The sequence below is a fragment of the Sphingobacterium puteale genome, assembly GCF_003627955.1.
In the GTDB taxonomy this organism is placed as follows: domain Bacteria; phylum Bacteroidota; class Bacteroidia; order Sphingobacteriales; family Sphingobacteriaceae; genus Sphingobacterium; species Sphingobacterium puteale.
Genome location: NZ_RBWS01000006.1, coordinates 42,120 through 61,912 on the forward strand (window position 1 = coordinate 42,120; position 19,793 = coordinate 61,912).

Consider the following 19,793-nt stretch of genomic DNA (forward strand, 5'->3'; position numbering starts at 1 on the left):
CATGAAAAGATTTTATTATTCTGCAGTAATATTTACTGGTTTTTTTCTGGGAACGAACAACCTGATCCAAGCCCAGCAGGTCGTTGGGGTAGCCGAGGCCATACGCATGACATTGGAACGTAATGTCCAAATAAAGCAAGCTGAGTTGAGCAAAGATCTCGCTGCTCAGGACTTATTTCAAGCAAAAAGTAATTTATTACCAGACTTAGGTGCTTCCGTTGATCAAAATTTCCGTTACGGCTTTGCCTTCGATTTGACTTCGGCGCAAATTGTCAACAATGCTTGGACCAGAACAACCAATGGATCCATAGGATCCCAAGTGAACATATTTCAAGGTTTTCAACAGGTCAATCAGATAAAGGCTAATAAATTGAAGCTGGAGTCTGCTGCTACACAGGTGGATAAGATTAAAAATGACCTTGTTTTAAATGTCTTAGTGAATTATTTGGAAGCGATTACAAACCATGAGTTGATGGTGGCTAGTGAGGATCAGATTGCCTTATCGAAACAACAATTTTCGTTAGATTCTATTCAATTTTCGGTTGGAAATAAGACTATCGCTGATCTCGCAAAATCAAAGAATCAGGTTGCTTCAAACGAATTGAATAAAGTCAATTTAAAGAATTCATATGAAATGTCACTGTTAACTTTGAAACAATTGATGGAAATGCCTTCTGAAACTGTTATTTCTCTCGAACGTCCAAGTTTAGAAGCTGTCTTGGTAAACGCAGAAGATAAAAATGCCATGGATGTATATCAAAAAGCATTAACGAGACAACCAGATATCCATAAATCTGCTCTGGATAAGGATGCAGCATTAAAACAAATTGATATCGCCAAAGGGGGGTATTATCCAGCACTCAATTTGAGTGTGAGCTATGGTACAAATTATTCTTCGGCAACAACTAGGCAAACAGATCCATTAGATATCAAAACGAGATATCGTGTGCCTTTTAGCACACAAATATCGGAAAACAAATCATTTTTTACCGGTTTATCACTTACTGTTCCAATTTTTTCCAAAAACCAGAATAAGGTCAATGTTGCAAAAGCTAAGATTGGCTTAAAACAGGCAGAAGCAGCAGAACAATTGGCAAAAAACAATTTGAATAAAGCTGTTAACCAAGCAGTATTGGACGTCAATGCCGCCAAGCAAAAATACACTTCGGCAACTGCAGCATTCGAAAGTGCTGAAACGGCTTACAAAGCAACCAAAGAACGATACGATATCGGTATGGCAAATTCGTTGGAACTATTCACCGCACAGACCGAACGTAATAAAGCTGAATTTGATTTAATTCAAGCAAAATATAACGTAATATTCAGATCTAAGATTATTGATTATTACTTGGGAAATCCAATTCAATTCGACAACAATTAACCTATTTGATTAACAAAGGCAATGGCAAAGAAAAAACGTAGTGTAGTAAAGATTCTATTAATAGTAGTAGCGCTTCTGGCAATTTTTGTTTTTATCGGCTTTAAGGCCGGCTGGTTTGGGAAAGGGGATATTACCAAAGTCGCTGTAGATGTGGTGAAAGAAATGGATGTAGATGAATTGGTGTCTGCTAGTGGAAAAATACAACCGGAAATAGAAGTTAAGCTGAGCTCAGAGGTTTCGGGTGAGGTTGTTGAGTTAAATATCAAGGAAGGTGACTTTGTAAAAAAAGGGCAGGTACTCTGTCGGATCAAACCCGATATCCTACAGTCCGGCTATGATCGCTCTGTAGCTGCGATGAATTCGCAGCGTGCCAATCTAGCGGCTGCACAACAACAACTAAAACAACAGGAGGAGAATTTCAAAAATGTAGCAGCAACTTACAAGAGAAACCAGGAGCTTTTTGAAAAACGGGTTATTTCCGCAGCTGAAATGGATAAGAGTTCTTCTGAATACTTTTCGACTCTTGCTGCCATTCAGGCACAAAGGGAGACCGTCCGGTCGACCAGATATGGTATCGATCAATCTCAAGCCTCTGTCAAAGAAGCCCAAGATAACCTGAATAGGACAACCATTTACGCTCCTACAGATGGTATTATCTCTTTATTATCCATTGAACAGGGAGAGCGTGTTGTTGGAACGGCACAGATGGCGGGTACTGAAATTATGCGTATCGCCAATATGTCTTCGATGGAGGTAAATGTGGATGTCAACGAGAATGACATCAATAACGTGAGAGTGGGAAATCAAGCCGAAATCGAAGTGGATGCTTTTCAAGATAGAAAATTCAAAGGTATTGTTACAGAAATCGCAAGTTCATCCAAAAATATAGCAACGACCACTGCTGCAACATCCTCTACTGATCAAGTCACAAATTTTAATGTAAAGGTTCGCATTAGCGCAGAGTCTTATCAAGATTTGGTTAAAGAAAACGTCGCTTCTCCTTTTAAGCCGGGCTTATCAGCTACTGTACAGATTTTCACAAAACATGCGAAAGGTCTGGTCGTGCCCATACAGTCTGTTACTGTAAGATCCGATGATAAAGATTCGACCAGTACAAATAAGAAAATACAAGAATACGTATTTATCTTAAACGGTGAAGCTGTCAAGCAAGTGCCAATTAAAACGGGGATTCAAGATGATAAAAATATTATTATCCTCACGGGGCTGAAAAAGGGAGATCAGGTTGTTTCTCGACCATTTGACGCTATTTCCAAAACTTTAAAAGATGGAAGTAAAGTGGAAAAGGTAGATAAATCGGCACTATAAAATTGTAACGGTATTAATATTTAACAAAGGGAGGTGTTTTTTAAACATCTCCCTTTTTATTTTCCTTCTTATTTATTAAGTTTATAAAACCAAACCATTAACGGCTTATGAAAAGGCTATGGACTTATTTGAGATTTAATAAAACAGAGCAAAATGGTTTTTTTGTTATATTGGTGATAATCATTTTGTTTAGTATTGTGTATTCTTTGGTTCGTCGGAACGATAAAAAGGATCCAATAGCGCATCAGGTGCGGGTTTTTGAACAGTCCTTTCATGACTCAACCGGTCTTGTTGATTATCCAAATAAGAAATTTTCTGGTGCTGATGTTGATTTGGAAGAGAAAGTTGTTGCAGTACAACCGGGAGCCGAAAGTAAAAAAGAGGGGACGAAGCTATTTTATTTTGACCCCAATAATCTACCTACGGATGATTGGCAGAAACTTGGACTGTCTGCCAAGCAAATTGCAGTGATCAAGAATTACGAAAGAAAAGGCGGTCGTTTTAAAGAGAAAAGCGATGTCAAAAAGATGTACTCGATCAATGAAAAACTGTATAGCAAACTTGAACCATATATTAGTATAAAAAAGGAAACCGCAACAGCAAGTAGAACAGATAAAACGACTTTATTGTATGATAAATTTGAAACCAGTAAAGCTGAACAAATAGATATCAATATCTGTGATACAAACGCATTGATGAGTTTGAAGGGGATCGGGGCAATACTTGCTAAGCGTATATTAAAATATAAGGAAGTACTTGGCGGTTTTTGTCGTATAGAGCAATTGAAAGAAGTGTATGGTGTTACTTCCGAAACATACGACCTGATTAAGGATAACGTTATGGTGTCTAATTTAGAAGGAATCAAAAAAATCAATATTAACCAGATTGATGCGAATTCATTGGGCAAACATCCGTATCTTAGCCCAAAGGATGCGAAATTAATAGTCAATTACCGTGATCAACATGGTAATTATACGAATATAGAGGATCTTACCAAGATAGGTACACTTTCAGATCTTGCTATTGCTAAAATCGCACCTTATTTAATATTTGAGAATGATTCAAGATAAATTGAAATTGGAAATCCGCGATATAGTGGATTTTCCTAAACCGGGTATTGTCTTTAAAGATATTACCCCCTTGTTGAAAGATGCTGCGCTATGCAATGAAATGATTGACGCGATTATTGACCAACTTCAAGGAATAGAAATTGATGCCATTGCGGGTATTGAAAGCCGCGGATTTCTTTTTGGATTTTTACTGGCCAACCGATTGGGCTTGCCCTTTATTCCGATCCGTAAACAAGGAAAATTACCTTTTAAAACGATTGCTGAATCTTATGCTCTGGAATATGGTCAGGCGACCATTGAGATTCATGAAGATGCCTTTGAGCAGGGGAGTCGTATTTTGATCCATGATGATCTTTTGGCAACAGGGGGAACTGTTGTGGCGGCGAGTAAGCTTATTGAAAAATTGGGCGGAGTGATCGCGGCCTATAGCTTTATTATCTCATTGGACTTTCTCAAAGCAAAAGGCCGGTTATCTCGCTTTAGTGATACAATCTGTTCACTAGTGAGCTATTAATACAGAATATAACTGTTGATTTAGACGATATCACATGATACTCTTCGCAAATGCTAAAATAAATATTGGACTACAAGTGATCGCCAAGCGGACAGACGGTTACCATGAATTGAATAGTGTATTCTATCCGCTACCGCTCTATGACATCATAGAGCTGTTGGAGACAGATAAGGAACAATCTACATTGACAGTTCAGGGGGAACGTATCCCCGGAGATCAGGCCGATAATCTTTGCTTACGGGCTCATGCGCTGTTAAAAAAAGAATTTGATATTCCTTCTGTCACGATTGATTTAATCAAACAGATTCCGATCGGAGCTGGGCTTGGAGGAGGATCTGCAGATGCGTCTTTTGTCTTGAAAGGGCTTAATGAGTTGTTTAAATTAAACTTAACAGACCTACAATTAAAAGGATATGCAGCACAATTAGGAGCGGATTGCCCATTCTTTATTGGAAATACGCCTGTATTTGCGACTGGAATCGGGACAGATTTTAAGACGGTATCGCTTGATCTAAGTGAATATTATATCGCGGTTATCATGCCCGATATTCATGTCTCAACTGCTGAGGCGTACAAAGGTGTGAAACCAAAGGCTTCGGATGTCAACCTGGAGGAAGCCATCGGTTTACCCATTCAGGAGTGGAAGTTCCTGATTCGAAATGATTTTGAAGATAATATTTTTGATAACCATCCTTTATTGAAAGAGATTAAAGAAGCACTGTATCAGAAAGGGGCGATATATGCCTCCATGTCCGGCTCCGGTGCTGCCATTTATGGTATTTTCTGGAAAAAAACAGATCTAAGTGAGTTTTCCCGCTATGGAAAAATTTATTATCCTGTTGCGCTAACTCAATAATATCATTTTAAAGAAAAATAAGCCATACCTAGCGAAATGTATGGCTTATTCCTTTTCAGCTAGATGCTATTAATATTCTTCTTCTACCTTATAGTCTAATAATTCACGAGCTTCTTTAAGAACTTTTTCTTTTCTGTCTTTGTTGAGTCCTAGAAAATCTAGATTTTTAGGAACACTTACAATATCTTTTACGAGGATCACCTGATTTTTTAATAGCTGCTGTTCCTCCAGGTCCGAAAGCGTTGTCAAACAGGTGACAGGGTAAAAGACCGCCTTATCGACTCTTCTTTTGATGCTATTTTCCTTCGGATAATCCCAGGACAGCAGATTGATGCCATAATATTTCGCAAAATTAATGGAATCTGTTGTGAAATAGGCGTTCGTAATCAACCAGCCTTCCTGAAATTGTAATTTTTTACCGAAAAACTCGTAATCAATCCCGCTGATATCTTTAAATCTTGACAGGTAATACATTGCTGTGGTGACGGAAATCTTAGCATCAATATCATTTCTAAATTTACATTCTGCTGTCATTAATTTACCGTCCTTATAAGCGACGACATCCAACTCGTGGCAAACGGCATGCCCCTGCACCGTCTGTCCGGTGGTGCTTTCGTAACCGATTGAACGAAGCAGATGTGCAATATATTTTTCAAAATAAAACCCCTCTGGCCCCAGATCGCGTAGCGCTTGCTTTAGGCTGTAGCGTGCAGCAAATGAGTTACGAACTGTTTTCAGCGTATCGAAGGCCAGTTGATACAACTCCCTCGTAGAAATACCATCATATATCTCACTGATAACACGAGCGTATACTTGGTTTACCTGCTCCATATTTGCTCCCGAACGGGAAAGCGAATGCTTTAAGGCCTCACCGTTAAAAGGCACTAATTCACCAGAATATTTTTTGACTTGCATGGACATTGAATTTGATAAATGCGAATATAAGCGATGTGATCGGAGAAATCACATAAAAAACTATTATTCTATATTTAAACTTTTTTGGTTCATCATTTGTTTACATTAAGAAACAAATACTTAAATAAATACAGATAATTATGAGTAACCTATTGACATTTGCATTTGACAAGATTAAAGCTAAGATAAAGGATGACTGTATCGAAGAGAATATCGGAGCTTCCGAACGTGTATTATCCGTAATCGCCGGTGGCTTTATTTTGGGATTGGGTGTTAAAAAGTTTTTTAAATCACCACTGACGGGGCTTTCGGGATTGACACTCGGTGGTACACTAATTTATCGTGGCGTGACGGGGCATTGTGACGTAAAAAAAATGCTGGAAGAGAAGGATGTTAAAAAGGTGGAAGTAATCGAACATCGTTATTTTGTCAAGTAGCAATGAACATGGATGCACCTTTGTTACAGCTCAACGATAGCAGGAATGCCGGATATGAAGGAAAAAACCGGAGTCGAAAAGAGCATTTCGAACTCCGGTTTTTCCGGTCTGATGAGTTAATCAGCTATTATACGTTAAAACGGAAGTGCATAATGTCCCCATCCTGCACAATATAAGTTTTTCCCTCTACGGCTAATTTTCCGGCCTCTTTTACAGCACTTTCTGAACCTAAAGTAACAAAGTCGTCGTATTTGATCACCTCAGCGCGAATAAATCCTTTCTCGAAGTCCGTGTGAATAACACCCGCTGCCTGAGGGGCGGTAAAACCGTTTTCAATCGTCCAAGCGCGTACTTCCTGAACACCCGCAGTAAAGTAGGTGGCTAAATTCAATAGGGAATAGGCCGCTCTAATCAATTTGTGGACACCGGATTCTTCCAGACCAAGATCATCCAAAAACATCTTGCGTTCTTCATAGCTTTCTAATTGCGCAATTTCGGATTCAATTTGCGCTGAAATAATCAGGACTTCGGCTTTTTCATCTTTGACCGCTTCTTTTACACGCTCCACATAAGCATTGCCTGTATTGACAGATCCTTCGTCGACATTACATACATACAGTACAGGTTTCGCTGTTAATAAAGCCAAGTCTTGAATAAATTCAAAATCTTCGGCTTCAATCGGAGCTGTACGGGCTGATTTACCTGATTCCAAATGTTCTTTGATAACGGAAAGTATATCAAAAGTCTTTTTTGCATCTTTATCGCCACCCGTTTTTGCCATTTTCTCCACTTTTTGGATACGTTTTACCACGGTATCCAAATCCTTTAGCTGTAATTCTGTATCGATGATTTCTTTATCTCTGATCGGATCTACAGAACCATCCACATGGATGACATTTCCATCATCAAAACATCTCAAAACGTGAATGATCGCATTGGTGGTACGAATATTTCCTAAGAACTGGTTCCCTAATCCTTCTCCTTTTGACGCTCCCTTAACCAATCCCGCGATATCGACGATTTCAATGGTGTTGGGAACGATTCGTTGTGGATTGACTAACTCAGCTAATTTATTTAGACGGGCATCCGGTACGGTAATTACCCCAACATTTGGTTCAATTGTACAAAATGGAAAGTTTGCTGCCTGTGCTTTCGCATTCGACAGACAGTTAAATAATGTTGATTTACCAACGTTTGGTAAACCTACGATACCGCATTGTAAAGCCATATATAGTGCAAATTTTTGAAATTGCACAAAGATAGAAAATTCACTGTAATTTTTAACTATCTTGTGGTATGCTTCAGTGGTACAAAATTGATGACGCCCAATTTTTAAAGGATAAGGGGATAACCGAGCATAAGCTTGGCGGGAAAACAATTTGTCTGACTTGGTTTGAAGAGCAATTGCATGCCTTTTCCAGAAAATGTCCGCATGCGGGAGCTCCTTTAAAAAATGGCTGGTGTGAGCGGGGCAAAGTAATCTGTCCGTTTCATCGGCATGAATTTGATCTCGTGACGGGAAAAGGGTCCCCTGCTCAACATGACTTTATTCATATTTATCCCACAAAACAGGAGGACGGTGCCTATTTTGTAGGCATTGAGAAAGGTTTTTGGCAAAATTTTCTCGCTTCTAAAAGTAACTAAAGTATCATATCTCCCGATGTAATCGCATATCTAAGCAGTAAATAAGTATATTTGCTTTCGAAAACAAATTAAAAACATGCAGGGGAAAAAGATTGGTATAATAGGTAGCGGGAGCTGGGCGACGGCGATGATCAAGATGCTATGCGAAAATGACCAAGACAAACATATTTTTTGGTGGATTAGAAAAGAGGAAGATGCAGAATATATTCAAAAGTTTAAACACAACCCAACCTATTTGAGTGGCGTTGCTGTCGATTTGAGTATTACCAGCATTGATACCAATGCAAAAAATGTAGTTGCCAATTCAGATATTGTTATTTTAAATACGCCGGCAGCCTATTTAAAAGATGCATTGAGTGGTATCACCAAGGAAGATTTCAAAGATAAAATAGTAGTATCAGCCATCAAAGGGATTATTCCTAAGGATAACTTGATTATCGGTGAATTTTTGGAACAGCGCTATGACATCGATATAAGGCAGATCTGTGTGGTAGGTGGTCCTTGTCATGCCGAAGAAGTGGCGCTGGGCAAGCTGTCTTACCTGACATTTGGTTGCAAAAATCTTGATAATGCTGCCTTGGTTGCTTCGCTTTTATCTTCTCGGGTTATAAAAACGATCCTTTCGGAAGATATTATAGGAATAGAGTTTGGAGCGGTATTAAAGAATATTTATGCTCTTGCAGGCGGTATATGCCATGGCTTGGGCTATGGCGATAACTTTCAGGCGGTACTGGTTTCCAATGCCATTCGGGAGATGCGCCGGTTTGTCGCTAAAGTAGATGGGGACACATCCCGGGATGTCAATACCTCTGCTTACTTGGGCGACTTGTTGGTCACAGCATATTCACAATTCAGCCGCAACAGAACATTTGGGAATATGATCGGAAAAGGATATAGTGTGCAATCTGCCCAACTCGAAATGAACATGGTGGCTGAAGGTTATTATGCTTCGGCCTGCATTCAGGAATATGCGGAGAAGTATGCTGTTGAGTTACCTATTTGTGATGCCGTATACCAGATTTTATATGCACATCAACCTGCATCCAAAATTATTCAAGCTTTGAGTGAAAAATTAACTTAAACGTAGCGATAAAGTCGATGATAACAAAAGAAGCAATTGCTTTAGCTTATAAAGAAATTCAAGATGAAATATGCCAGGCGCTGGAGCGGCTGGATGGTTCGGCCCGATTTGAGGAAGAACTATGGGAAAGAGAAGGTGGTGGTGGCGGCCGTACGCGGATTATTCAGAACGGAAACATCCTGGAAAAAGGTGGAGTTAACTTTTCTGCCGTGCATGGTAAACTGCCGGAGAGTATAAAGAAGGCTTTTGGTGTAGATGAAGATGATTTCTTTGCCACCGGAGTTTCCATTGTTATTCATCCTAATAATCCATGGGTACCAATTATTCATATGAATATCCGGTATTTTGAATTGAACGAGGAGATGCGTTGGTTTGGAGGGGGGATAGACCTGACACCGCATTATGTGAATGAAGCTGACGCCCGGTTTTTTCATCAGCAATTGAAATCGGTCTGTGATATGCATAATCCGGACTTTTACAATGAATTTAAAAAATGGGCCGATGACTATTTTTTCATTCGCCATCGACAGGAAACACGTGGAATAGGTGGCGTTTTCTACGATAAGCTAAATACGGCCAAGACTGGAATGCCTATGGAAGATATCTTTGCATTTTCCTGTGATTTAGGCCGTAGCTTTGCGCCGACCTATACTGCGCTGGTCGAAAAAAATAGAAGTAAAACATATAATGAGGCGCAGAAAAATTGGCAATTGATCCGCCGCGGGCGTTACGTTGAGTTTAATTTAGTCTGGGATTCTGGTACTAAATTTGGGCTCGAAACAAATGGCCGCATAGAGTCCATATTGATGAGTCTACCTGCCCAGGCCAATTGGGTATATGACCATCGACCTGAAGAAGGCTCCGAAGAAGCCAAGACCTTATCCTTATTGCGAAAAGGAATTAACTGGATTTCATAAAATCGAAAAAAAATTACATGGTTTCATACCAAAAATTTACATTAGAAAATGGACTTCGTGTATTAGTGCACGAAGATCACAACACGGCAATGGCCTGTGTGAATATATTATACGATGTAGGCGCGCGCGATGAGTCTCCGGAACAGACGGGATTTGCCCACTTGTTTGAGCATCTCATGTTTGGTGGTAGCGTCAATATCCCTAATTTTGATACCGAGCTGCAGAAGGTCGGGGGAGAGAATAATGCCTTCACCAGCAATGATATCACCAATTACTATATTACGTTGCCTTCTTCCAATTTGGAGACTGCACTGTGGCTAGAATCCGATCGTATGCTAAGTCTGGCATTCTCACCACAGAGTCTTGAAGTGCAGCGAAATGTGGTAAGCGAAGAATTTAAACAACGCTATCTCAACCAGCCTTATGGTGATGCCTGGCTCAAGCTGCGGCCTCTGGCTTATAAGGTGCATCCGTACCGTTGGGCTACAATTGGAAAAGAACTAAAACATATCGAAGATGCAACCATGGCAGATGTCAAGGCCTTCTTTAAATTACACTATAATCCACAGAGTGCGATTATGGTGATTTCGGGAGATGTTTATTATGATGAAGTAAAATCTCTGGTTGAAAAATGGTTTGCTGATATCGAACCCGGTCAAAAATATCATCGCCAGTTGCCACAGGAGCCTGTACAACAGGAATTAAGAAGGGAGACTGCTTTTGCTCCGGTACCCTTAGATGCGCTCTATATGGCTTTTCATGGTCCAGCACGATTGGAAGAAGGCTATTTTGCCATGGATTTACTTTCGGATATCCTGTCCAGAGGCTCTTCATCGAGACTGTATCGCAGACTGGTGAAAGGGGAGCAGGTTTTTAGCGAATTAAATGCCTATGTCATGGGTAGTATTGACAATAACTTGTTTGTGATCGAAGGTAAACCATCCGAAGGAATAACACTGGAAGAAGCGGAACGTGCCATATGGGGAGAACTCGATTTATTGAAAAAAGAATTGGTGTCTGAGACGGAACTGGAAAAAGTAAAAAATAAAATCGAGTCGACAAATGTGTTTGCTGAGTTGTCCATCTTGGATAAGGCAATGAATTTGGCGTTCCATGAATTGCTCGGTGACGCCAATGGTATCAATACAGAAGTATCAAGATATCTGGCTGTAACGGCTGAGGAAGTGCAGCGACAAGCAAGAGCTATTTTTAACCCTGAAAACGCATCAATATTAATGTATAAAGCACAAGAGGAGGAGATACGTCATGTTGGATAGAACAAAAGCGCCCGAATTCCGGGAAATCGCTCATATAAGCTTGAAGGAACCGGTCAAAAAACAGTTTGCAAATGGCTTACCTGTATATGTGTTTCATTCCCCTGAACAAGAGCTTGTCCGTATTGAATGGATTTTTGAGAATAAGTATCTAGATGAACAAAATGAAAATCCGCTACTAAATAGTGCATTATGTGCATTGCTCAAAGAGGGGACAACAACGATGTCAAGTGCGGAGATTGCTGATAAGGTCGATTTTTATGGTGCATTTCTTGTTCCCGAATATTCTTTTGACGTGACGTCTTTGTCGTTATATACGTTGAATCGACATAGCAAAGTATTGTTGCCGTTAGTAAAAGATATTTTAACGGAAGCATCGATTCCGCAGGAGGAGCTTAATACTTACCTTCGTAATAATAAGCAAAAGTTCCAGGTATCCATTCAAAAAAATGATTACCTGGCGCGACGCAAGTTCTACAACCTGATCTTCGGTGAAAATAATCGTTATGGACGTACACCAAAACTTGACGATTATGACGCCATTAACCGTGAGCAATTGACGACACTGTATCGTAAAGAAATCGCACCTAATAATTGTACTTTGATTGTTTCAGGCAATGTTTCTAATGACCTCATCAACGAGCTGGAGCAGATCTTTGGCTTTGAGTGGCAAAGGCCTGAGGCAGTAGCTCTTGCTGGGAGTCCCATATTAACTCAACAGTCAAAAGGTTTAGCTTACGAAGAAAAGGAAAATGCGCTACAATCGGCTATTCGTTTGGGGAGTCAGACAATTTCGAGAACGCATCCGGATTACCCAGCACTACAGTTTGTTAATACACTGTTAGGCGGTTTTTTTGGTTCAAGGCTGATGCGCAATATACGCGAGGAAAAAGGTTATACCTATAGTATCGGATCGGCTGTGGCCACGTTAAAACATACCGGTTTCTTAACCATTGCCACAGAAGTGGGTGTAGATGTAACCAATGCAACCTTAGTCGAGATAGAAAAGGAGATTAATCTGCTGAAGACCACACTGGCTTCGGAAGAGGAAGTTGATTTGGTGAAAACGTATATGGAGGGATCACTATTGGGATCATTGGAGAGTATATTTTCTCATGCTGATAAATTCAAAAGTGTTTTGTTGAACGACATGAGCCTAACGTATTATTCTTATTACATGGAGCAAATTAAAAATATGACACCCGAAAAAGTTCGTGATATTGCTGACAAATACCTTGATTTTGAGCAAATGGTAAAGGTTGTTGTGGGTAGATTCAATCAATTCGAACCGATTCATCAAGCGGTTGTAAATTAAATTTCACAGACTGCAAAAATCAAATCCAACTTTGTATTTTTGGTTTTTGTTAAAAAAAGCATACGATCCAGCATGGAATTAAAATTAAAAAGACCATTGGTATTTTTCGATTTGGAGACGACAGGAGTTAATGTTGCGACCGATCGGATTGTTGAAGTATCATTTTTGAAAGTGATGCCCAGTGGTGAGGAAACAGTATATACGAAGAAAATTAATCCAGAAAGACCGATTCCTGCGGAATCAACTTTTTTTCATGGCATTCGCGACGAAGACATTAAAGATGCACCAACATTTAAAGCAATTGCAGTAGAATTGGCTGCTTTTATTGGCGAGTCGGACCTGGCTGGATATAATTCAAATAAGTTTGACGTGCCCATGCTCATGGAAGAGTTTTTACGTGCAGGCGTAGATTTTTCTTTGGAGGGACGTGCCTTTGTTGATGTACAGAACATCTTCCATCAAATGGAACAACGTACGTTAAAGGCAGCCTATAAGTTCTATTGTGATGAGAACTTAGAAAATGCGCATACCGCCGAAGCAGATGTGCGCGCTACCTATGAAGTGTTGAAAGCGCAGCTGACCAAATATGAGGGGGCTGCGTTCGAAGACCGTCATGGCGTGGTTTCATATCCCGTCGTCAATGATGTGGCTGCATTACATGAGTTTACCAACTTAAGTAAGCCTGTGGATTTTGCAGGACGTATTGTATATAACGAAGACGGATTGGAAACCATTAATTTTGGTAAACACAAAGGTAAGGCCATTGTGGACGTATTTGAGCAGGAACCTAGTTATTATGCCTGGATGCAGAATGGTGATTTCCCTTTATATACCAAAAAAGTACTGGAAAATATTTGGATAAGATATAAGAAAGAAAAAAGTGAGCAAAAAGCGAAAGCGGCATCTACTCATTCGGTAGAGGATAAAAAAACTGCTAAAAAGGAATTCAATCAGCAAAAAGAAGAGGCACCTCAAAGTATCTCACTGGACATGCTGAAAGGATTGCAAGATAAATTTAAAAAATAACTTTATTAATAGCTTAGAAAAAGGATTATGGAATTCAAACAAGAAGTGGAGCATGTACAATGTTTGATTATTGGTTCAGGTCCGGCGGGATATACTGCAGCAATTTATGCAGCTCGTGCGGATATGAAGCCAGTAGTTTATACAGGTATTGTACCGGGGGGACAGTTGACACAAACAACAGAAGTGGACAATTTTCCGGGATACCCAAAAGGGATTACCGGTCCAGTTATGATGGAAGATTTACGGGAGCAAGCTGAACGCTTTGGAACTTCCGTGCGCTTTGGTTATGTGACAAAAGTGGACTTCACAGGCGATGTACATCGTGTAGAAATAGACGGAACAGTACAAGTTACCGCAGACACCGTGATCATTGCTACAGGAGCGACAGCGAAGTGGCTGGGCCTGGAATCTGAACAGAAATATAACGGTTTTGGAGTATCAGCTTGTGCTGTCTGTGATGGTTTCTTCTTTAAAAATCAGGAAGTTGCGATCGTAGGTGCAGGCGATACTGCTGCAGAGGAGGCTACTTATCTGGCGAAATTATGTTCTAAGGTACATATGTTGGTGCGTCGTGATGAATTCCGCGCTTCCAAAGCGATGGTACACCGTGTAATGAACACGCCAAATATCGAAGTACATTATAACTCGGAAGTAAAAGAAGTTTTAGGTGACGGTCAGGTAGTGACTGGAATCCGTGTTATCAACAACAAAGACCAATCTGAAAAAGATCTGGACGTAACAGGCTTCTTCGTGGCGATCGGTCATAAACCAAATACTGAATTATTTACAGGAGTATTGGATATGGACGAGACAGGATATCTGATTACTAAGCCAGATAGTACGGCAACGAATATACCGGGAGTATTTGCCTGCGGAGATGTACAGGATAATATATTCCGTCAAGCAATTACTGCGGCCGGTACCGGTTGTATGGCAGCGCTTGAAGCAGAAAGATATCTTGCTGCCAAAGAAAGCGGAGAATAGCACAGCGAAAATAGGGAATTCCGAATGGTATATGTTCCCACTAAAATAAGCGGATTAACGTATCCGTAGTAATAAGCCCGATTTAATATCGGGCTTATTTTTTGGCATACGGCGCATGCGATTAGTTGGATTCATCTTGTAAAAATAGTTTCCAAAAAGACTACTTATTTGGTAGTCTTTTTGGAAACTATTTTTATATTTGTACTGTCGTTAACAATTGGCGTTGGCAACGAACATAAAATCTAGACTACAAATTTTGAACAAGTATGAAAAACGACTATCTAATCGCTTTTAGAAGCAATGGAGAAATTACTCCAATTTTTAACTCCTTCCTTTTCATTTGTCGAATGCGAATGTGCCGTTGAGCACTCCCTTTTTCTTATTTATACTTCATTAAGTAAGTAATTTGAGTTTTAATAACAAGGGTACCAATGGCGTTGGCACTTGTTTGCGTATTCACTTTAAATATAACTGACAATGAAAAATTTCAGCGTACTTTCGTATGCTATATTAGTCCTGCTTGTACTGTATACCTTTGTACCGGTCCTGGCACAGCAACCCCAACCGATCATCAATGCCTCCTTAATAGGAACAGTAATTGATGGCACGACCAAAGAGCCCATTGAAGGGGTGACCATACAACTAGAGGCCGTAACACATCGTGTAAAAACAGACCGTCATGGCAAGTTCCAATTTGTCACGGGACAGAAACTTCCTTTTACCCTTATCCTAACCTTTGTTGGTTATCAGAAGAAAAGGGTCGTCGTAAATACATCTCCGGCTGTTATTGAGCTTTCTCCAACCTCAGAGGACCTGGAGGAAGTCGTGGTAGTTGGATACGGAACCCAAAAACGCCGTGATTTGACAGGAGCGGTGGCATCCTTGCCGGAAAATCTGCTCAAGCAGCCTGTGTCTTCTCTCGATCAGACCCTGAAGGGCGGGATTTCTGGTGTTCAGGTTACGCAAACTTCGGGGCAGCCCGGAGGCGGCGTGAGTATCCGTATACGTGGCGGTGCATCCGTACAGGGCGGAAACGAGCCGCTATATGTTATCGATGGCTTTCCTGTCTATAATCAGGCGGAAAGCACAGGCGTCGGGAGCGGAACCCCCATGAATCCCCTGGCAAGTATCAATCCTGCGGATATTGAAGGTATTGAAGTATTAAAAGACGCTGCTGCGACAGCAATATATGGCTCACGTGGGGCAAACGGTGTTATTTTGGTGACCACCAAAAAGGGGAAAGCCGGACATTTACAGTTGAACTATGATGGTAGTATAGGTGCACAAAGTGTGCTCAAGAAAATTGACGTCTTGAATGCCCATGATTTTGCCGTTCTTCGAAACGAGGTATTGTATGATGCCAACCCTGGCTTAGGTCAAAATCAATATCGGAAACAGACAGAGCTGGATCAATTAGGCGAAGGAACAAATTGGCAAAAGGAGGCCTTTCGGACCGGGAAATTACAAAACCATCAATTGTCATTGTCAGGAGGAGCTGAGAAAGTGCAGTATTTTCTGGGGGCAAATTACTTCGATCAGGAAGGCGTCATTATAAATACAGATTTCAGACGTTTGGGATTCCGTTCGAACATCAATGCAAATCCCTTCGATCGTTTGCAGGTAGGAGCCAATTTATCTATTAATAAAACAAATGCCCAAATCGCTCCATCAGGTATCGTGAATGCACTGCTGATTATGCCGCCTACAGCTACAATATACGAGCCCAACGGTGATTATACCCTACGAAATCCCTTTGAGAACATCTTTGCTAATCCTATTGCGACATTGAAAGAAACCAAAAACACATCAAATGCTTTACGTGTTTTAGGTACTTCCTTTGCACAGTATCGTATTTTAAAAGGGCTACAGGCGAAAGTACTTCTTGGGATTGATCTCAATAATCGCAATGACAAATTCTATCTTCCGTCCTATATCTATGAAGGTGCGGGATCAAAGGGGGAGGCAAGTTTGGGAAATTTAAATGGCACTTCTTGGCTGAACGAGAATACCTTAACCTATACCGGAGTTACCGGACAACATAATTTCAATGCGTTGCTGGGTTTTACACAGCAGGAAAATAAAAATGAAGTGTTCAGTGCCGGTGCACAGCATTTTGTCACAGACGATTTGCTTTTCAATAACCTGCAGAGTGGCTCTATCCTCACAAGACCTACCTCGGATACCTATAATTGGGTGTTGCATTCTTATTTGGCGCGGGTCAACTATAATTATGCAAATAAATATTATATTTCAGCGAGTGTACGTCGTGACGGCAGTTCCAGATTTGGTGCTGACAATAAATGGGGAAATTTCCCCTCATTGGCATTTTCATGGCGTATAATAAACGAGCCCTTTTTCAAACAGGTTTTCTCCGGTGTTGATGATTTTAAAATACGCACTAGCTTTGGCACAACCGGAAATCAGGAGATAGGACAATATCAATCTCTTTCGACCTTGTATAGTTTAAATTACCTCTTTGGGAATAATGTGATCACAGGATTTGCGTCACAACGGGTGCCGAATAAGAACCTGGGCTGGGAAACTACCTTTCAATATGACGTAGGTTTTGACCTTTCACTTTTTAGAAATCGATTACAGTTTACCGTCGACTATTATTATAAAAAGACAAAAGACCTCTTATTGAATGTGGAGATTCCCTGGACCTCAGGTTATGCCACTTCATTGCAAAACTTCGGTTCTGTTTCAAATAAAGGTTTAGAGTTCGGTCTGAAATCAAAAAATCTACAGGGAAACTTTAGTTGGAATACAGATCTAAATGTCTCTTTTAACCGAAATAAAGTGTTAACTATCGGTGAAGGCGTCACATCTTATATCACTGGAAATTATATTATTAAAGTTGGAGAACCTTTGGGTACTTTTTATGGAACCGTAACCGATGGTATTTTACAATTGGGCGAAGAGAATAGTAAAGGAGCCTTGACTGGAAATGCAAACTCAAAAGCCGGCGATCGCTTGTATAAAGATATTAATGGCGATGGTCAGTTTACCACCGCCAACGACCGGACTATGATCGGCAACGCACAGCCTGATTTTATATTTGGTATCAGTAATACGCTTTCTTACAAAGGATTTGATTTGTCTTTTCTGATTCAGGGAACCGTTGGCAACGATCTGCTGAATATCAACCGCCAAAACCTCGAGATGTTTACCGGTCAGCAGAATGCATCGATTGATGCACTTAACCGCTGGACAACAAACAATCCAAGTCAGCTATACCCAAGAGCTAAGCTGGATCCCGCACCGGTATTTTCGAACCAATTTGTCGAAAGTGGATCATTTGCACGACTGAAGTCGCTGCAACTTGGTTACAGCTTTCCAAAAGAATGGCTGAAAAATGCACATATTACGAATTTAAACCTATACCTCGCTGCACAAAATCTATTGACATGGACTAGCTACAGGGGATTTGACCCTGAGGTTACCTCAGGTAGTAATGTTCAGATTGGTACGGATGCTGGAGTTTATCCAGCTGCTAAATCTGTTTCTGTTGGTATATCCTTAACCTTCTAATTTTTACAGATCCAATGAAAAAAATATATTATTCTATTCCTTTATTGTCCGTTTTGTTAACAGGAATCTCCTGTTCAAAATTGACCGAGAAGCCCGAAAGTGCATTGGTTTCCGAACAGTTTTATCTGAACCAGGGACAAGCAGTGGCCGCAGTAACAGGCACTTATCGTAAACTGTATGAGACGGGGCAGTCGTTGTACAACAGCTTATTTCAGATTGGCGTGGAGATGGCAACAGATGACTATGAAGCAGGACCTCGGGCGCGAAATGCCCATGTGCGCGCCATCAGTAATTTAACACACGACGCCTCAAACGATCGGATGGAACAACTCTGGAAACAAAGCTATGATGCCATCAACGCGTCAAATCTAAATATCGTGAACATCGAAGCGATGAATCAAAATCAGATAGATGTCATGGTGCAACAACGCCTGGTCAACGAAGCCAAATTTCTGCGTGCATTACATTACTTCAATCTAGTGCGTTGGTTTGGCCCTGTTCCGCTTGTCTTACGTCCTACAGAAGGCTTATCAGCGCAAGAGTTATACGTGGCAAAAGCTTCAGAAGACGAAGTCTATTCACAGATTATAAAAGATCTAAAAGCTGCCTCCAGTCTCCCGAATTATAAGAATTATGGCGATGCGGACAAAGGGCGTGCTACATCCGGCGCGGCTAAAAGCCTCCTGGCCAAGGTATACCTAACCAGATCGGATTGGACTAATGCCAAATTGTTAGCCAAGGATGTGATTGACAAAGAGGGGTATGCACTTTTTTCGGATTTTTCAGATGTCTTCGATATAGATAAAAAAAATGGTATTGAACATATTTTTTCAGCGCAGTTTAAAGGAAACAGCGGCTACCAAGGGAATTCATTGGCCAGTCGTTCCGCTCCAGCAGATATACCCGGTATCAATGGGGACTATGCCGATGCCCTACATGCCGAAGGTGGCCTGTACAAGAGCTTTGCAGCGACTGATAAACGCCTTTCCGTAACATTTACAACTGGCATGACATCACCCACAGATGGAAAATACTATGCATTAGTCAAACCACAATTCAATAAGTATTATGACCAGACCGTAGTCGGTAACCAGGCGCAGTCTTCAAAGAATACACCCATCATACGATATGCTGAAGTCCTGCTCATTTTGGCAGAAGCGGAAAATGAGCTAAACGGGCCAACGCAGGAAGCGCGTGATGCGATCAATGCCGTCCGTATACGCGCTGGCGTTGAAAAGCTTTCCGATACGGAAAACAAAGATAGCTTTCGGGAACTGGTACTTGAGGAACGACGCAAGGAATTTGTCTATGAGTACCAACGTTGGTTTGACTTGGTACGTCGTGGAGCAAACTATTACATCACAAAACTAAAAACTGCGGGAAAAACAAATGCTGCAGCGCGACATCTTCATTTTCCAACACCGCAACGGGAGCTGAATTTGAATCCAAAATTGGTTCAACATTCAGATTGGTTGGTTAAATAACGAATGGTATTGCTGTAATGGAGCAATCTATTTTTATT

The 19,793-nt window shown here is 40.7% G+C and carries 17 protein-coding genes; 15 read left to right on the plus strand and 2 right to left on the minus strand.

Annotated elements, in window-relative coordinates; all coding sequences use genetic code 11:
- The first annotated feature begins 1 nt into the window (after nucleotide 1).
- The 5 genes from D7322_RS07550 to ispE all read left to right on the plus strand — a co-directional run bounded on the left by D7322_RS07550 (nucleotide 2) and on the right by ispE (nucleotide 5,147).
- Nucleotides 2–1,381, plus strand: a complete 1,380-nt coding sequence (locus D7322_RS07550) for a TolC family protein (protein ID WP_183078635.1) — start codon at nucleotides 2–4, stop codon at nucleotides 1,379–1,381.
- Between the two features lie 21 nt (nucleotides 1,382–1,402).
- Nucleotides 1,403–2,707, plus strand: a complete 1,305-nt coding sequence (locus tag D7322_RS07555; protein ID WP_121122861.1) for an efflux RND transporter periplasmic adaptor subunit — start codon at nucleotides 1,403–1,405, stop codon at nucleotides 2,705–2,707.
- A gap of 107 nt (nucleotides 2,708–2,814) precedes the next feature.
- Nucleotides 2,815–3,777 carry a ComEA family DNA-binding protein gene (locus D7322_RS07560; protein WP_121122863.1) on the plus strand — a complete coding sequence of 321 codons (963 nt, stop codon included), beginning with the start codon at nucleotides 2,815–2,817 and terminating at the stop codon, nucleotides 3,775–3,777.
- Nucleotides 3,764–4,291 carry an adenine phosphoribosyltransferase gene (locus D7322_RS07565; protein ID WP_121122865.1) on the plus strand — a complete coding sequence of 176 codons (528 nt, stop codon included), beginning with the start codon at nucleotides 3,764–3,766 and terminating at the stop codon, nucleotides 4,289–4,291. The genes D7322_RS07560 and D7322_RS07565 overlap by 14 nt, the downstream gene beginning before the upstream one ends.
- Before the next feature lie 34 nt (nucleotides 4,292–4,325).
- Complete coding sequence (ispE, locus tag D7322_RS07570; protein WP_121122867.1) at nucleotides 4,326–5,147, plus strand: 4-(cytidine 5'-diphospho)-2-C-methyl-D-erythritol kinase; 822 nt, start codon at nucleotides 4,326–4,328, stop codon at nucleotides 5,145–5,147.
- Nucleotides 5,148–5,216: 69 nt separating this feature from the next.
- On the opposite strand, the gene D7322_RS07575 is transcribed toward ispE, so the two are convergent.
- On the minus strand, nucleotides 5,217–6,062 hold the full coding sequence (locus D7322_RS07575) for an ATP cone domain-containing protein (RefSeq protein WP_121122869.1): 846 nt from the start codon (nucleotides 6,060–6,062) through the stop codon (nucleotides 5,217–5,219).
- Nucleotides 6,063–6,202: 140 nt separating this feature from the next.
- Between D7322_RS07575 and D7322_RS07580 the strand changes: the two genes are divergently transcribed.
- The gene (locus D7322_RS07580) at nucleotides 6,203–6,499 is read left to right on the plus strand and encodes a YgaP family membrane protein (protein WP_121122871.1); all 297 of its coding nucleotides are present in this window, start codon (nucleotides 6,203–6,205) and stop codon (nucleotides 6,497–6,499) included.
- Between the two features lie 127 nt (nucleotides 6,500–6,626).
- Here D7322_RS07580 and ychF read toward each other — a convergent pair whose 3' ends face one another.
- Complete coding sequence (gene ychF, locus D7322_RS07585) at nucleotides 6,627–7,727, minus strand: redox-regulated ATPase YchF (RefSeq protein WP_121122873.1); 1,101 nt, start codon at nucleotides 7,725–7,727, stop codon at nucleotides 6,627–6,629.
- A gap of 68 nt (nucleotides 7,728–7,795) precedes the next feature.
- Between ychF and D7322_RS07590 the strand changes: the two genes are divergently transcribed.
- From D7322_RS07590 to D7322_RS07630, 9 genes are all read left to right on the plus strand, one after another.
- Complete coding sequence (locus D7322_RS07590) at nucleotides 7,796–8,143, plus strand: Rieske (2Fe-2S) protein (protein ID WP_121122875.1); 348 nt, start codon at nucleotides 7,796–7,798, stop codon at nucleotides 8,141–8,143.
- Nucleotides 8,144–8,219: 76 nt separating this feature from the next.
- A complete protein-coding gene (locus D7322_RS07595; protein WP_108633808.1) occupies nucleotides 8,220–9,224 on the plus strand; it encodes an NAD(P)H-dependent glycerol-3-phosphate dehydrogenase in 1,005 nt (334 codons plus the stop codon).
- A gap of 17 nt (nucleotides 9,225–9,241) precedes the next feature.
- A complete protein-coding gene (hemF, locus tag D7322_RS07600; protein WP_121122876.1) occupies nucleotides 9,242–10,141 on the plus strand; it encodes an oxygen-dependent coproporphyrinogen oxidase in 900 nt (299 codons plus the stop codon).
- Between the two features lie 17 nt (nucleotides 10,142–10,158).
- Nucleotides 10,159–11,418 (plus strand): M16 family metallopeptidase, encoded by a 1,260-nt coding sequence (locus D7322_RS07605; RefSeq protein WP_121122878.1) that lies wholly within the window; start codon nucleotides 10,159–10,161, stop codon nucleotides 11,416–11,418.
- Nucleotides 11,408–12,730: a M16 family metallopeptidase gene (locus D7322_RS07610; RefSeq protein ID WP_121122880.1), complete on the plus strand. Its 1,323-nt coding sequence runs from the start codon at nucleotides 11,408–11,410 to the stop codon at nucleotides 12,728–12,730. The genes D7322_RS07605 and D7322_RS07610 overlap by 11 nt, the downstream gene beginning before the upstream one ends.
- Nucleotides 12,731–12,802: 72 nt before the next feature.
- Nucleotides 12,803–13,756, plus strand: coding sequence for a 3'-5' exonuclease (locus tag D7322_RS07615; RefSeq protein WP_121122882.1), 954 nt, complete (start codon nucleotides 12,803–12,805; stop codon nucleotides 13,754–13,756).
- A gap of 27 nt (nucleotides 13,757–13,783) precedes the next feature.
- On the plus strand, nucleotides 13,784–14,740 hold the full coding sequence (gene trxB, locus D7322_RS07620) for a thioredoxin-disulfide reductase (RefSeq protein ID WP_121122884.1): 957 nt from the start codon (nucleotides 13,784–13,786) through the stop codon (nucleotides 14,738–14,740).
- A gap of 477 nt (nucleotides 14,741–15,217) precedes the next feature.
- On the plus strand, nucleotides 15,218–18,271 hold the full coding sequence (locus D7322_RS07625) for a SusC/RagA family TonB-linked outer membrane protein (RefSeq protein WP_121122886.1): 3,054 nt from the start codon (nucleotides 15,218–15,220) through the stop codon (nucleotides 18,269–18,271).
- A 14-nt stretch (nucleotides 18,272–18,285) separates the two neighbouring features.
- The gene (locus D7322_RS07630; RefSeq protein WP_121122888.1) at nucleotides 18,286–19,755 is read left to right on the plus strand and encodes a RagB/SusD family nutrient uptake outer membrane protein; all 1,470 of its coding nucleotides are present in this window, start codon (nucleotides 18,286–18,288) and stop codon (nucleotides 19,753–19,755) included.
- Nucleotides 19,756–19,793 lie beyond the last annotated feature (38 nt).

Bases quoted from the DNA above. Each gene is read 5' to 3' on its own strand.
- D7322_RS07625 (WP_121122886.1), top strand. From the start codon at position 15,218: ATGAAAAATTTCAGCGTACTTTCGTATGCTATATTAGTCCTGCTTGTA.
- D7322_RS07550 (WP_183078635.1), top strand. From the start codon at position 2: ATGAAAAGATTTTATTATTCTGCAGTAATATTTACTGGTTTTTTTCTG.
- D7322_RS07560 (WP_121122863.1), top strand. From the start codon at position 2,815: ATGAAAAGGCTATGGACTTATTTGAGATTTAATAAAACAGAGCAAAAT.
- D7322_RS07565 (WP_121122865.1), top strand. From the start codon at position 3,764: ATGATTCAAGATAAATTGAAATTGGAAATCCGCGATATAGTGGATTTT.
- ispE (WP_121122867.1), top strand. From the start codon at position 4,326: ATGATACTCTTCGCAAATGCTAAAATAAATATTGGACTACAAGTGATC.
- D7322_RS07615 (WP_121122882.1), top strand. From the start codon at position 12,803: ATGGAATTAAAATTAAAAAGACCATTGGTATTTTTCGATTTGGAGACG.
- ychF (WP_121122873.1), bottom strand. From the start codon at position 7,727: ATGGCTTTACAATGCGGTATCGTAGGTTTACCAAACGTTGGTAAATCA.
- D7322_RS07595 (WP_108633808.1), top strand. From the start codon at position 8,220: ATGCAGGGGAAAAAGATTGGTATAATAGGTAGCGGGAGCTGGGCGACG.
- trxB (WP_121122884.1), top strand. From the start codon at position 13,784: ATGGAATTCAAACAAGAAGTGGAGCATGTACAATGTTTGATTATTGGT.
- hemF (WP_121122876.1), top strand. From the start codon at position 9,242: ATGATAACAAAAGAAGCAATTGCTTTAGCTTATAAAGAAATTCAAGAT.
- D7322_RS07575 (WP_121122869.1), bottom strand. From the start codon at position 6,062: ATGCAAGTCAAAAAATATTCTGGTGAATTAGTGCCTTTTAACGGTGAG.
- D7322_RS07630 (WP_121122888.1), top strand. From the start codon at position 18,286: ATGAAAAAAATATATTATTCTATTCCTTTATTGTCCGTTTTGTTAACA.
- D7322_RS07610 (WP_121122880.1), top strand. From the start codon at position 11,408: ATGTTGGATAGAACAAAAGCGCCCGAATTCCGGGAAATCGCTCATATA.
- D7322_RS07580 (WP_121122871.1), top strand. From the start codon at position 6,203: ATGAGTAACCTATTGACATTTGCATTTGACAAGATTAAAGCTAAGATA.
- D7322_RS07555 (WP_121122861.1), top strand. From the start codon at position 1,403: ATGGCAAAGAAAAAACGTAGTGTAGTAAAGATTCTATTAATAGTAGTA.
- D7322_RS07605 (WP_121122878.1), top strand. From the start codon at position 10,159: ATGGTTTCATACCAAAAATTTACATTAGAAAATGGACTTCGTGTATTA.
- D7322_RS07590 (WP_121122875.1), top strand. From the start codon at position 7,796: ATGCTTCAGTGGTACAAAATTGATGACGCCCAATTTTTAAAGGATAAG.